This is a genomic window from Bacillus sp. GW823-FHT06A11 (assembly GCF_058795355.1).
The window spans coordinates 758190-771805 of the sequence record NZ_JBXAHS010000003.1 but is presented as its reverse complement, the minus strand read 5'-3'; the positions used below and the strand labels follow the sequence as shown (position 1 = coordinate 771805).

The 13616-nt window shown below is 35.3% G+C and carries 13 protein-coding genes and 1 pseudogene; 12 read left to right on the top strand and 2 right to left on the bottom strand.

The window, feature by feature from the left end:
* Positions 1–439: 439 nt before the first annotated feature.
* The 8 genes and pseudogenes from AC1Q8L_RS18105 (at position 440) to AC1Q8L_RS18070 (ending at position 7548) form a co-directional block, all read left to right on the top strand.
* A complete protein-coding gene (locus AC1Q8L_RS18105; protein ID WP_000762795.1) occupies positions 440–1267 on the top strand; it encodes a helix-turn-helix transcriptional regulator in 828 nt (275 codons plus the stop codon).
* A gap of 293 nt (positions 1268–1560) precedes the next feature.
* A complete protein-coding gene (locus tag AC1Q8L_RS18100; protein ID WP_000997182.1) occupies positions 1561–1800 on the top strand; it encodes a cupin domain-containing protein in 240 nt (79 codons plus the stop codon).
* Between the two features lie 201 nt (positions 1801–2001).
* On the top strand, positions 2002–3069 hold the full coding sequence (locus tag AC1Q8L_RS18095) for a glycoside hydrolase family 113 (RefSeq protein WP_000739781.1): 1068 nt from the start codon (positions 2002–2004) through the stop codon (positions 3067–3069).
* Positions 3070–3158: 89 nt separating this feature from the next.
* Positions 3159–3350 (top strand): DUF378 domain-containing protein, encoded by a 192-nt coding sequence (locus AC1Q8L_RS18090; RefSeq protein WP_000670804.1) that lies wholly within the window; start codon positions 3159–3161, stop codon positions 3348–3350.
* A 208-nt stretch (positions 3351–3558) separates the two neighbouring features.
* Positions 3559–4641, top strand: a complete 1083-nt coding sequence (serC, locus tag AC1Q8L_RS18085) for a 3-phosphoserine/phosphohydroxythreonine transaminase (RefSeq protein WP_000442914.1) — start codon at positions 3559–3561, stop codon at positions 4639–4641.
* A 12-nt stretch (positions 4642–4653) separates the two neighbouring features.
* Positions 4654–5826: a 3-phosphoglycerate dehydrogenase family protein gene (locus AC1Q8L_RS18080; RefSeq protein WP_000490222.1), complete on the top strand. Its 1173-nt coding sequence runs from the start codon at positions 4654–4656 to the stop codon at positions 5824–5826.
* 13 nt (positions 5827–5839) lie between these two features.
* Positions 5840–7087 (top strand): DUF1015 domain-containing protein, encoded by a 1248-nt coding sequence (locus AC1Q8L_RS18075; RefSeq protein ID WP_001063081.1) that lies wholly within the window; start codon positions 5840–5842, stop codon positions 7085–7087.
* 84 nt (positions 7088–7171) lie between these two features.
* Positions 7172–7548, top strand: a pseudogene (locus tag AC1Q8L_RS18070) (MaoC family dehydratase).
* 186 nt (positions 7549–7734) lie between these two features.
* Here AC1Q8L_RS18070 and AC1Q8L_RS18065 read toward each other — a convergent pair.
* Both AC1Q8L_RS18065 and AC1Q8L_RS18060 read right to left on the bottom strand, forming a co-directional pair.
* Positions 7735–8145: a DUF3224 domain-containing protein gene (locus AC1Q8L_RS18065; RefSeq protein ID WP_000454093.1), complete on the bottom strand. Its 411-nt coding sequence runs from the start codon at positions 8143–8145 to the stop codon at positions 7735–7737.
* Between the two features lie 75 nt (positions 8146–8220).
* Positions 8221–9252 (bottom strand): S66 family peptidase, encoded by a 1032-nt coding sequence (locus AC1Q8L_RS18060; protein WP_000905881.1) that lies wholly within the window; start codon positions 9250–9252, stop codon positions 8221–8223.
* A gap of 309 nt (positions 9253–9561) precedes the next feature.
* Between AC1Q8L_RS18060 and AC1Q8L_RS18055 the strand changes: the two genes are divergently transcribed.
* The 4 genes from AC1Q8L_RS18055 (at position 9562) to AC1Q8L_RS18040 (ending at position 13582) form a co-directional block, all read left to right on the top strand.
* Positions 9562–10203 carry a F0F1 ATP synthase subunit alpha gene (locus AC1Q8L_RS18055; RefSeq protein ID WP_000525482.1) on the top strand — a complete coding sequence of 214 codons (642 nt, stop codon included), beginning with the start codon at positions 9562–9564 and terminating at the stop codon, positions 10201–10203.
* 331 nt (positions 10204–10534) lie between these two features.
* Positions 10535–11374, top strand: a complete 840-nt coding sequence (locus AC1Q8L_RS18050; protein WP_000747488.1) for a YitT family protein — start codon at positions 10535–10537, stop codon at positions 11372–11374.
* Positions 11375–11526: 152 nt separating this feature from the next.
* Positions 11527–12204, top strand: coding sequence for a response regulator transcription factor (locus AC1Q8L_RS18045; protein WP_000781973.1), 678 nt, complete (start codon positions 11527–11529; stop codon positions 12202–12204).
* Between the two features lies 1 nt (position 12205).
* Entirely contained in the window at positions 12206–13582 is a 1377-nt protein-coding gene (locus AC1Q8L_RS18040; RefSeq protein WP_025117784.1) for a sensor histidine kinase, read from the top strand.
* Positions 13583–13616 lie beyond the last annotated feature (34 nt).

Sequence of the window (13616 nt, the reverse complement as noted above, 5' to 3'; positions counted from 1 at the left end):
TAATTTGATAGTAGGCTGTTTCCATCTTCGAAATACGCTGTAGCAACTTCTTCAGGATTACGATTATTTCCACATGCTGCAAGTGCTGTAACAAATAAAGCCATTACAACTATTAACATGATTATTCCAGTTTTGAGGGGAATTAGTTAACAAAGACCAGGTATTATTTGCAACAGAACGGTCCCTCTGTACCCCTTGTTTCGTCATTTTTCTACGCCATCCAACTTGACAAATGTTTTTTTATCAAACTACAATGAAAATCATTATCAATAATATAGGGAGGATACTTTTGTCAATAAATGAAAAACAATATATTTATAGGTTAATAACCAGATCTTGTTAAGTCGTATGTACTATTTTTAGTTTAGCGTTGCCCAGAATGTACACCAATTAATCTCGCGAATTACAAGAAAACTATTATTGAAATGAGGCGTGCATTGTGAAGTTGGACGTGAATGAGTTAGCAGAGTATCTTGCCAATAATCCTTTCCGAGTAGAAGGAGTATATCGTTATGCTAAAAATCCAGGTGTGCCTTGTGCTGAGTCTACAGATTCTTTCCCAGGATTTGTATTTCCACTTACAGGGAAGACGCAATTTCAATTTAATGGTACGCCGTATATCCTTTCCCCAGGAAAAGTTATACATGGGGGTGCAAAAATGACATTAGCCCATAAAATGCTTGGTGAAATAAACTGGGAATATATTCTTGTTTTATATCAGATAAGCAATTCAGAACGAGAAGACTCTGGCTTTACTCATCAGCATTTTGAATTATTAACAGGACAATCTCCTCGTCTTGTCGAATTACTTATGCGTCTTTGGGATGTGTATAATCAGCGTGGAGGCATTTCGATGCTTCAGACCGAAATGCTGTTTCGCGAAGCGTTGAATGAAGCTTTATTAAGTGTTGTCAATAGAGAAAACAACTATGAGTCGCATACTTTATTCGAACGAATATCTAGTTACGTTCGTAAATGCTATTATAAAGATATTACAATACATACGCTTACAGAACAAAATAATGTTAATCGAAATCGTCTTTCTTACGTGTTTAGAAAGCATGCAGGTATGGGGCCAGCAGAATATGTATTGAACTATCGTATAAAGATGGCTCAAAAAATGTTATGTACAAGTGGTGTGCCTGTACAACAAATTGCGCAGGCTGTTGGAATCGCAGACCCTTTTTATTTTAGTAGAGTTTTCAAGAAGCGAGTTGGCATTTCGCCTACTAAATATCGCGAGAAGTTCATCAATAATCCATACTAATGTCAACAGGGGTCCATTCTTATTTGAAAATCACTGTTCTATACTTATGGAGAGTTAAAGGAAACATTGGATTGAAAGAACTTTCATTGAAATCACTCCTTTGTACTATCTGAATGAAAAGTTCTGGCCGGAGCATTTTCTTTTTAAGCGTAATGACGACTTTTTTACTTAGATTATTGTAATATAGTGGAAGTTAAAAATGAGGAGGGATTATTATCCATTACCAACCTATTAAACTAAATGACGAGTTATCTAAAATTAACGATTATTGGTATCCACGAGTGATTGGTGAAATGAATGATGATCAAATTCAGCTTTTTAAAGCTAATGGAGATTTTATATGGCATGAGCATCCTAATACGGATAAGCTATTTATTGTGCTTGAAGGGGAGATGTTCATCGATTTCCGTGATGGACAGGTGAAAATTTCTAAGGGCGAGATGTTTATTGTCCCGAGAGGCGTTGAGCATAAACCTTTCACTGAAAAGGAATCCCACATCATGTTGGTAGAGCCTAAAAGGGAAATGGATTGATAATCGTAAAAAGATAAAAAAGGAGCGGAAATCCGTTCCTTTTTTATTTATCTTACTATTTTTAGGAGCTTAGTATGAGTAAGATGTGAATAAAGGATGAATAGCATTTTTATCAATAAAAATTTATTGGATTTTTTGTGGAATATATATGAAACGTTGTATAAAATAATCAAGAAAGCCAAAAATTATAGGGGGAAAGTTGTGAAGAAAAATAAGAGTTTAATAAGTTTTTTAGGAGTGTTTATTATGTTGTTTTCTTTTTGTTTTCAAGGAAATGTACAGGCAGATGTAAATACTGTTCAATCTGGAAAAATCAAATCAGGAAACGTAACAGTATGGGAAGTTGGAAATGTAGCGAAAGTACTAGCGGATGTGGAGCGCTTAAATTTAAATACAGTAAATGTACCGATTCAAGTGGATATCCCGAATGTGACTTCTACGAATATGGTAATTAATCAAGCGCAAAAGCAACAAGCTATTATTTTAATTCAAGAATTATTAAAGCGTAATATTCAAGTTATAGTGGAACCGTTCCCGTATATTCAGCAGGGGAATGTTGGAGAGACAGAATGGAACCCAAGTAACATTAATGATTTCTTCTGGAATTGGAAGACGGTTATTCTGCAAGATATTTTTAATTCCATTACAAGTAAATACAATGTGTATGGACTAAAGATTGCTTCTAATTTCGTGAATATGGAGTATGCAGAAGGATACTGGAGCGATACAATTAATTTTGTTCGTAATCAGTATAAAGGAAATGTTTTGTATCAAATGAACTGGTGGTTAACAGCAAGTTGGGACTCTTCTTATGAAGCGAAGTTTAAAGAAAAAATCAATCGCCCGTATTTAAAAAAGGTGGATATTGTTAGCATAGATAGTTGGTTTGAAGTTTCAGGAAAAAGGAATCCAACATATGAAGAAGTGAAACAAAGTTTATTTGCGACAACAGTATATAATCGTGGGCAAAATGTTGTTCAGCAATTGGAACAATTACATAATGCAACAGGAAAGCCAGTTTACTTCGGTGGATTTAACGTTCCAGCACGTGAACTTGGATTACAAAATCCATGGAATCCAGATGTTTCAAATGTGTTTTCGAAAGATGTACAATTAAATGGATGGCGTGCTTACCGCGATGTATTAGAACCGAAACCATATTTTAAAGGTTTTTCAATTTGGTTTATTGGCTCTAATGATAGTACACATCCGTATCAAATACATAGTAAAGAAGCAGAGGCAGTTATTAACGGGTGGTACCGAAAATAAATTTTATAAAATAGGTAAGTTTTAAAGTTTACTACATATATTTCTAGTGAAAGGCCTTTCACCATCTTATCACCTAGGGGGCAATCATAATGAAATTTTTGTCTTACCTTACAGTAATTTTGGTGATTCTTGGCGGTTTGAATTGGTTATTTGTAGCGTTAGATTACAATGTAGTTGAGAAATGGTTTGGTTCTATGCCGGCGCTTGTGGACACTATTTATTGGCTCATTGGTCTCTCTGCTATTTATCAAATTTTTGATCGGTTCTTTACGAACGATTAGCTATTATTCTTTCATTATTAGAGTGTTAAGTACGATTATGTACTTAACACTTTTTTATATGTTCATAAAAAAGTCTGCACTTGCAAGCGATTCCATCGCGTCTTGCGCCGTAATAATAGAAAACAAATTGACCACATATTATATTTTGGGTTATAATTCAGAAAGTTTAAAAAATAATCCGATGAGAAATAGGGAGGTTATGAGGGTAATGGAGAGAGTCTATAATTTTTCAGCAGGACCATCAATACTCCCTTTGCCAGTTTTAGAGAAAGTGCAAAAGGAGCTATTAAATTATAACGGGACAGGCATGTCTATTATGGAAATGAGTCATCGATCTTCTTATTTTCAAAGTATTATAGAGGAAGCGAGTAACTTACTTCGTGAATTAATGAGCATCCCTGATGAGTATGATATTTTATTTTTACAAGGCGGTGCGTCATTACAATTCTCTATGATACCGTTGAACTTAATGAATACGTATAAAAAAGCTGGATACGTACTAACTGGCTCATGGTCTAAAAAGGCATTGCAAGAAGCCGAAAAAGTTGGGGAAGTACAAGTGATTGCTTCTTCCGAGCAAGAGAAGTTTACTACGATTCCTAAACTGGACGGTTTATTAAGTGATGAAAAACTAGATTATGTACATATTACAACGAATAATACAATTGAGGGGACAAAATATGTGGAAATTCCACATGTAGAAAGAGTGCCGCTCGTTGCGGATATGTCCTCAAATATTTTATCAGAGAGATATGATGTTTCGAAGTTTGGTCTTATATATGCGGGGGCGCAAAAGAATTTAGGACCTGCGGGTTTAACGATTGCTATTATAAAAAGAGATTTAATTGGGGGAGCAGATCGCTCTTGTCCGACAATGTTAAATTATGAAACTTACAGTAAAAATAACTCCTTATATAATACACCGCCATCCTTTAGTATTTACGTAACAAAACTTGTACTAGAGTGGTTGAAAGAGCAAGGCGGAGTATCTGCGATTGAAGAACAAAATAAAATGAAATCTTCACTTATTTATCATTTTTTAGATGAATCTAAATTGTTTACTTCACCAGTTGACCCTGCGTATCGATCACTTATGAACATTCCATTTACAACACCGTCAGAAGAACTTAATAATGAGTTTTTACAAAAGGCGAAGGAACGCGGTTTCGTTACGCTAAAAGGACATCGCTCAGTCGGCGGTATGCGTGCAAGTATTTACAATGCGATGCCAGTGGAAGGTGTAAAACAATTAGTAGATTATATGAAGGAATTTGAGCTTGAGAATAGATAGGGAGATGGGGATATGTTTCGTGTTCAAACGTTAAATCAAATTGCAGAAAAAGGTTTACAAGTTTTTACTGAAGAACGTTATGAAGTAGGGGATAAAATCAATCACCCAGATGGGATTTTGCTTCGTAGCTACTCTTTACATCAAGAAGAGTTTTCAAAAGACTTAAAGGCGATTGCAAGAGCTGGCGCTGGTGTAAATAATATTCCTGTCGAGCGATGTACAGAAAAAGGAATTGTAGTATTTAACACGCCGGGGGCAAATGCTAATGCAGTAAAGGAACTCATTATTGCCAGTCTTATTATGTCTTCACGCAACATTATTAATGGTGTAAGTTGGACGAAAAACTTAGAGGGTGAAGAAGTACCACAGCTTGTTGAATCAGGAAAAAAACAATTTGTTGGATCAGAAATTGCAGGGAAACGTCTAGGTGTTATCGGACTTGGCGCAATCGGTGCTTTAGTTGCGAACGATGCGTTAGCGTTAGGCATGGATGTTATCGGATATGATCCTTATATTTCAGTTGAAACAGCTTGGCGTCTTTCTACACATGTGCAAAGAGCATTTAGCCTTGATGAAATTTTTGCAACGTGTGATTATATTACACTGCATATTCCTCTTACGAATCAAACGAAGGGGATCATTGGGGAACACGCTGTAGAGAAGATGAAAAGAGGGATGCGTCTATTTAATTTCTCTAGAGGAGAACTTGTAGATGAAAAGGTTCTTCAAAAAGCATTAGAAGAAGATATTATTACACATTACGTAACGGACTTCCCAAATGAAAATGTAATAAAGATGAAAAATGTAACAGCGACGCCTCACCTTGGTGCATCTACGTCTGAATCAGAAGAAAATTGTGCAGTAATGGCAGCACGTCAATTACGTGAATATTTAGAGACAGGAAATATTCGTAATTCAGTAAACTATCCAAACGTAGAATTGCCGTATATCGGAAAGAAACGAATTACAATTATGCATCAAAACGTTCCAAACATGGTAGGACAAATTACAGGATGTTTAGCAGAACATCATATTAATATTGCCGATATGATTAATCGTAGTAAACATTCTTGGGCATACACAATGATTGATATCGATAACGGAATTGATGATATAATAAAAGAGAATATTGTAGAAAATATAAGCAAAATTACAGGTGTTGTAGCCGTTCGAATGATTGTGTAAAGGAGAGAGGAATGTGGCAAAAATACGACCGTTTCGGGCCATTCGTCCAGTAGAGGAAAAAGCGGCACAAGTGGCAGCTTTACCGTATGACGTATTAAATAGTGAAGAGGCAAGGGAAGTTGTAAAAGGGAATCCATATTCTTTCTTGCATGTTGATAAAGCAGAAATTGATTTAGATCCTGAACTGTCACCGTATGATGATCGCGTGTATGAAAAAGCGGGCGACAATTTAAAGCAATTTATACGAGAAGAAGTGTTCATACAAGATGAAGAGCCAGCGCTATATATTTATGAACTGACGATGCAAGGAAGAACGCAGTCAGGCCTTGTCGTTTGTACATCTATTGATGAGTATGAAGATGATACAATTAAAAAACATGAAAGAACACGTCATGAAAAAGAGCTAGATCGTATTCGCCACGTAGATGTGTGTGACGCAAATACAGGTCCGATTTTTTTAACGTACCGTACAAAAGATGAAGTAAAGCATTTAATTAGGAGCTGGAAAGAAGAACATACGCCAATTTATACATTTACAGCAGAAGACGGTGTTAAGCATGTTGTGTGGAAGATTGTAGATGAAGATGTAATTACGACTTTAGTAAACGCATTTGAAGATATTCCTAATCTTTATATTGCAGACGGGCATCACCGTTCTGCATCAGCTGCAAAAGTAGGACTTATGCGAAGAGAACAATATCCAAATTACACAGGAGAAGAGGAATTTAATTTCTTCTTATCGGTTCTATTCCCTCATGATGAATTATCGATTTGGGATTATAACCGAGTTGTGAAAGATTTAAATGGCTTATCAGAGGAACAGTTTTTAAATCAAATTACGCAGTACTTTTATGTAGAAGAAGCAACTGTTTCTCCGTATAAACCAAATGAGCCCAAATCATTTGGTATGTATGTAAATGAGAAGTGGTATAAGCTTACTGTGAAAGAGGAAACGTTTGATGCGAATGATCTTGTTAGAGGTTTAGATGTATCTATCCTGCAAGATCATTTATTAAGCCAAGTGCTTGAAATACATGATCCGCGATCTGATTCACGCATCGACTTTGTCGGAGGAATCCGTGGATTAGAAGAACTAGAACGTCTTGTAAATAGCGGTGAATATAAAGTGGCGTTTTCACTATATCCGACATCAATGGAAGCTTTATTAGCAATCGCAGATGCCGGAGAAGTCATGCCGCCAAAATCAACGTGGTTTGAACCGAAACTGCGTAGCGGGTTGTTTGTACATTCTTTAAAATAAATAGACTTCTTGAGTTAGAAAAACCGAAATGATTTTTAGTTTCGGTTTTTCTTATTTTACAAGTGTTTTTGAGGAGGGGTATGAATGAAATTGCAAGTAGGCGAAAAAATCAACTTTGAACGAACTTTTACGAAAGAGGATGTTGCGTTATTTACAGAAGTATCGAAAGATGAAGGCGTTCATCATGTTACACCAGATGAGCAGGGAAGATTTGTTGTACAAGGGCTGTTAACATCAACATTGCCTACAAAAATTGGCGGTGATTATAACGTACTAGCTCGCAAAATGGATTTTGAATTTTTACGTCCTGTTTTTAGCGGCGATACGATTCGTTGTGACGTAACTATTGAACAATTTGAGCCTGATGAAAAAATCGTACAAAAATTATTGCGACGTTTATATGTAGGAATCAACTTGAAAAGGAAGTTATGAAGGGGAGTTTTTCGGGGATTATTCTTTAATTAGTAAAAAAAGAAATGAATAGGTGGGGGCATGATGTCTCTAGGGCGTAGATTTTTAATTCCCCCATGAAGAAAATTTTATGCATTGCTGAATACTGATAATATACTCTGTTCATTTTTAACTTGAATAAACTCGTCAACAAAAAGGACATTCCTAGTATTACAAGAAATGTCCTTTCCACTAAATTATAAGGTATTTTGCTGAAATTCAAACTCTAAAATTAGTTTACTAGTTTGACCTGTAAACTGATAATTATAGGATCCTCTCAGGTTTTCTAAGTTACCGGTAGCTTTAATAATTGTTCCTGGGGAATCTAAATTTCCTTTATCAAATATTCCTTGCTCTAGAGCTGTAAATGTTCCTTGTTGCCCCTTATAAATCCCTTCAAAGTGTAAAAATCCAGAAATTTTAGCAGTAGCTAAGTGACCATCATTTATATTTGAGTCTAAATAATATAATAAGTATTCAACAAAAGCCTTTCCTTTTAATTCCCCATCAATATCATATTCGACATGAGCAATATTAATAGGGAAATCTTTTTTATTATCATCGATTGGTTTTTCATCCCACTTACTTACTGTAAATGTTACTTCCATACACGTAATCTCCCTCCAATTATATACTTTTAAAAAGTACCAATTCACAGACATATCTCATAGGAGTGTTTTTATTCATTCCACGCCACTTTCCAAAATAGAGAAAGATTCATTTTCACAATTAATTTCTGCCATTGCACCGTAAGGTAAAATAAACTTCGGTTCAGTATGGCCAAAATTTAAATTATAAAGAATCGGCAAATCTTCTAAGTTATGTTCCTTCATAACCTGCAATATTTCCTGTTTATATTCTTCATAGTATTGTTCATCTTTCGGTTTACCAAAAATGATTCCTTTTGCTTTTTGCAGAATACCTTGTGCTGCATAATTTCGTAACCAATATTTTATATAACTTGGTTCTGGATGATCTTCAGAAGTTTCAAAGAAGAGAATACTATTCTCCCAATGTTTTTTCTCAGGCCAAAGTTCCGTTCCTTTTGCAAATTCCAATACTTCAATACAACCACCAATTAAGCGCCCCTGTACAGTGGTAGAGCCTTGAAGTAGCTCATATCCATTGTTTTGCTGCATCGTACGTCTTGTATCCTTATTTATTTCAATCCATTCTAAATGCTCACTTGTCCATTCATAAGCTGGTTGAATCTCTCCAATCGTTTCATTTGAAAAGAGGGTACGATTTACCATTTCAATTGTATATGGATCCATCTCTACATTTTCGGCAAAGTCGGTCAAAATTGCTGGACCGTATAAAGAGGAAAGCCCTGCTTTATGGCAAAATAAATGTGAAATAGTAACGTCAGAGTACCCCATAAAAATTTTCGGGTTTTCGCGTATCACATTAAAATCTATATAGGGAAGTAACCGGATGCTATCTTCACCGCCAATATTCGCGATAATTGCTTTCACGCGTGTATCTTTAAATGCTGTCATTATATCTTCCGCACGATCCTCTGGATTGTTATAAAGGTATTCGCTACCTTTTAAGCTATTTGGCATTGGGATAACCGTAAGACTAAAAACTTCTTCTAATCTTTTTACTCCTTGTTCATATCGCCATCTTATTTCAGAATCACCTGCACCGCCCCATGAAGGACTTACTGTTGCTACGATATCTCCTGGCTGTAATCTCTTTGGCTTTATTAACATATGAATCCCGCTCCTATATAATTTAATGAACTACGGCTATACAAACCGTAGAGTTGAAGAACATTGTACATGACATTAGTTTCTCCGCCTTCAATAAGTTCACCTGCTGTAATTTGAGAATTTAGTATTAGTGCTGAATATAGGAATAATTTACAAATATTTTTTGCTAAAATTTATATTTGAAAATCACAGTATGCATCATTGCATGAGGAAAACGGTTGTTATTTTTACAACCTGTAACTATAATGATTACAGGTTGGTCGATACCAATCAAAAAAAATAAAATTATCATGAATGGAGATGTTACATATGGGTATGAAAAAAATAATTTTAGCAGGTGCTTTAGGGATCGCAGCATTATCAGGAACAAATGTACCAGGATTAGAACTAACAAAAGCGAGTGCAGCTTCTATTGAATCGAATTTCTCGACGTTAGAAGGACGAGTAGTAGAAGTAGATAACGGTGTGATTGTTGTAAAATCTAAGCAATATGAGGAACCTGTTAGTGTGTATATTGATTCACTTTCAAACGTGAAAGTAGGAGATGAAGTAAAAGCTACTGGATCTATGATGCGTAATTTTACAGAATACATGGTTGCAACTGCAGTTGAAAATACAACAAACAAGTTAGGTATGCACATGAAAGAAGATGGCTCGCCCGATTATGTAATTGGAGAAGTATCAAAAGTAGGAACGATGGAAGATGAGGGAGACGGTGCTACTAAATATGTTGTAGTTGAGTATCCATCGCTAAACGGGAAGAAAGATATTATTGATGTTTTCTTAACAAAGGGACAAGTATTTAATGTGGGTGAGAAAGTGAAAATTGATATGAAGTATGCAGGGTGGGGCGGAAGTTCTATTAACTGGAACACAGTTGACCATATTGAAAAAGTTCATGAAGCAAAGACGAACGTTGAAAATAATGATGATGTATGGATTTGGTCTTAATAAGGCGAGTATAAGTCGTTATTTGCAATTTTCTCCAAACAATACATGTAAAAACTAAATGTATCATGCAGTACCCATCTAATTATCATTGCGTATGACAATTAGGTGGGTACTTTTTTATTTGAAATTTGTGCAAGTCAATGTTCAGCATTTCTTTTTAAGAGTAAATTACGGGTGAAATCAAAACTTTATTTGCAGTACATAATAAATAATGTTGATTTTTTATCTTATATTAAAATAAAAACAAACCACTGTTCGATTTGAATATTCCACGATATAATGGTGAGAGTTTATGACAGAATAAATATTTACATAAGAAGTGAGGTACTGTATGAAAAAAAGAACGACAGACATTATTTTTATTATTATCGGTGCATTTCTTTTTGCGTTAGGTGTCAATTTGTTTGTTATCCCGAATGAGTTTGGTGAGGGCGGGGTAACAGGTATCACGATTATTACGTACTATTTATTTGAATGGTCACCGGGTTTAGTTAACTTAATTTTAAATGCGATTTTGTTAATAGCCGGTTATAAATTTTTAAATAAGATTACAACAATTTATACAATCATTGCTGTAGTTACAAACTCACTATTTCTTCATTTGACAGAAGGTTGGACGATCGCTTCGGATGAAATGCTCGTAAATGCCATTTTCGGAGGAATATTTATTGGATGCGGGATTGGTCTAATCATTCGTGTTGGCGGAACAACTGCAGGTACTACCATCTTAGCAAGGATGACACATAAATATTTAGGATGGAGCATTAGCTACGGTCTACTGTTCTTCGATTTAATTGTTGCGTTTTCATCGTATTTCATCATTGGTGCAGAAAAACTGATGATAACAATTATTATGTTATATGTAGCAACGAAAGTGATGGAGTTTGTAATTGAAGGTTTAAATCCGAAGAAAGCCATTACGATTATTTCTGATAATCCGAATGAAATTGCCGGGAAGGTAACTACCTTAATGGGCAGAGGGGTTACTGTGTACTCAGGTCATGGCTATTACACGAAAACTCCGAAGGAAATTCTTTATGTTGTTATTAATAAGCAAGAAGTAGTGAAGCTAAAACGGATTGTTCAAACTACAGATCCGGCTGCGTTCATCGCTATACACGATGTTCGTGACGTATTTGGAGAAGGATTCGTTGATATTTCTAAAGCATAGAAATTATTTTTCATTAAAATAATCTTAATACTAAAACGTAAGAATCTATTTTGAATAATCTTTTTTCAAAATAGATTCTTTTTCTTTTTCTTGCAAAAAATTCAATTGTTTCTTAATGTAGTGATGTAGAAGGATGAACGAGAGAGGGTTTAATGAAGATGATACATATTTTATTAGCTGATGACGATAAACATATTAGAGAGTTGTTGCATTATCATTTACAAAAAGAGGGATTTCAAGTTTTTGAGGCGGAAGATGGAAAGGTAGCGCAAGACGTATTAGAGAAGGAAAATATTCATCTTGCGATCGTAGACATTATGATGCCATTTGTTGATGGCTATACGTTATGTGAAGAAATACGGAAGTATCATGATATTCCTGTTATTTTATTAACTGCGAAAGACCAGTTAGTGGATAAAGAAAAAGGCTTCATTTCTGGTACAGACGATTATATTGTGAAACCATTTGAACCAGCTGAAGTGATTTTTCGTATGAAAGCTTTATTACGTCGTTATCAAATGCTGAGTGCAGATATTATTACGTTGCACGGAACGACAATTGATCGAAAAGGTGTGGAAGTAAAGTGTAACGGTCAAACAATTTTGCTTCCTTTAAAGGAATTTGAGCTATTATCACAACTTGCTAGTTATCCTGGAAGAACATTTTCAAGAGAAGAATTAATTGAATTAGTATGGGGAATGGATTTTGAAGGAGATGAACGAACAGTTGATGTTCATGTGAAGCGACTACGAGATCGTTTCTCAAAACGAACGGATGATTTTCAAATTACGACAGTGCGCGGCCTCGGGTATAAGTTGGAGTTGAAATAAGATGAAATCACTATATTCTAGATTTGTATTTATGACGGTCGGCATTATGCTACTTAGTAGTATTATCGGCTTTTTATTAACGAACGTATATTATCAAGTGAAGTTAAAACCGTATAATAGTGAAAAGATTTTAAAGTATGCGGAAGAAGTTAAATCGTTATATGAAAAGCAAAGTGAAGAAAATCAAGAGACGTATTTGCATTCTATTGCAAAGTTAGGGTATGAAATTTATATTGTCGATGATCAAAAGAATGGGAAGCGTATTGGTAATGCGTTTCGTAAGACGTCTATTAGCGATTCTACTGTTCATAAAGTATTGCAAGGAGAAACGTTTAATGGTGTTTCTACGTATCCAACGCGTCTTTTTATTACAGGATTTTTCGATAATGAATTAATAAATAGTGTTGGTGTACCGGTAAAGCACGGTGATAAACAGTACGCGTTATTTATTCGCCCCGACATTCAGAACCAATTTGGCGAAATGCGAATTTTCTTAGCGGTATTACTTGGGTTTATCGTACTATTAAGCATTATCTTTATAGCGATTGCAGCAGGTTATATCGTTCGCCCAATCCGTAAATTTACGAAGGCTACGCAAAAAATTGCGAGTGGGGAATATGAAATTGAATTAGATGTAAAACGAAAAGATGAAATAGGAACGTTATCTACAAGCTTCCAAAAGATGACGAAAAGTATAAAAGAACTAGATGAAATGAGACAAGAATTCGTTTCGAACGTTTCACATGAATTTCAGTCGCCGCTTTCTTCCATACAAGGTTTTTCAAAGACGTTGCAAACAGAAAAGATGAGTGAGGAAGAAAGAAATCATTACTTACAAATTATTGAAGGCGAAAGTAAGCGAATGTCTAGTTTATGTAAACAGTTACTTACACTCGCTTCTTTAGATAAAGAAGAGAAGGTTCTACAAATAAGGGAATTCAATTTGCAGAAGCAAATTAAAGACGTCATTTTTATGCTTGAGTGGAAATGGCGTGAGAAAAATATCGCTGTTGAGTTTGATGTGCCGGACATTACAATTAAAGGTGATGAAAACTTGCTTCATCAAGTGTGGAGTAATATTTTTACGAATAGTATTAAGTTTTCAAACGATGGTGGAACGATTGAGTTTTTCGTGGAAGAGTTAGAGTCTAGTGTCATTATCTCTATATCCGATAACGGAATCGGAATGGAAAAAGAAGAGATGGAACGTATTTTTGATCGTTTTTACAAAGTAGATACAGCAAGGGCAAGAAACGTAGAAGGTAGCGGTTTAGGATTATCAATCGTGCAGAAGATTGTTGAACTGCATAACGGAAACGTTTCGGTATATAGCACGAAAGGGGAAGGGACGACTGTTCGGGTGGAGCTTCCTAAATAGATAGAAGAGGCTGTTTGGGAACAGCCTCTTCTTT

Excerpts from the sequence above, each read along its gene's own strand:
- AC1Q8L_RS18100 (WP_000997182.1), top strand. The coding sequence starts at position 1,561 with ATGAATGATGATCAAATTCAGCTTTTTAAAGCTAATGGAGATTTTATA.
- AC1Q8L_RS18090 (WP_000670804.1), top strand. The coding sequence starts at position 3,159 with ATGAAATTTTTGTCTTACCTTACAGTAATTTTGGTGATTCTTGGCGGT.
- serC (WP_000442914.1), top strand. The coding sequence starts at position 3,559 with ATGGAGAGAGTCTATAATTTTTCAGCAGGACCATCAATACTCCCTTTG.
- AC1Q8L_RS18080 (WP_000490222.1), top strand. The coding sequence starts at position 4,654 with ATGTTTCGTGTTCAAACGTTAAATCAAATTGCAGAAAAAGGTTTACAA.
- AC1Q8L_RS18065 (WP_000454093.1), bottom strand. The coding sequence starts at position 8,145 with ATGGAAGTAACATTTACAGTAAGTAAGTGGGATGAAAAACCAATCGAT.
- AC1Q8L_RS18060 (WP_000905881.1), bottom strand. The coding sequence starts at position 9,252 with ATGTTAATAAAGCCAAAGAGATTACAGCCAGGAGATATCGTAGCAACA.
- AC1Q8L_RS18055 (WP_000525482.1), top strand. The coding sequence starts at position 9,562 with ATGGGTATGAAAAAAATAATTTTAGCAGGTGCTTTAGGGATCGCAGCA.
- AC1Q8L_RS18050 (WP_000747488.1), top strand. The coding sequence starts at position 10,535 with ATGAAAAAAAGAACGACAGACATTATTTTTATTATTATCGGTGCATTT.
- AC1Q8L_RS18045 (WP_000781973.1), top strand. The coding sequence starts at position 11,527 with ATGAAGATGATACATATTTTATTAGCTGATGACGATAAACATATTAGA.
- AC1Q8L_RS18040 (WP_025117784.1), top strand. The coding sequence starts at position 12,206 with ATGAAATCACTATATTCTAGATTTGTATTTATGACGGTCGGCATTATG.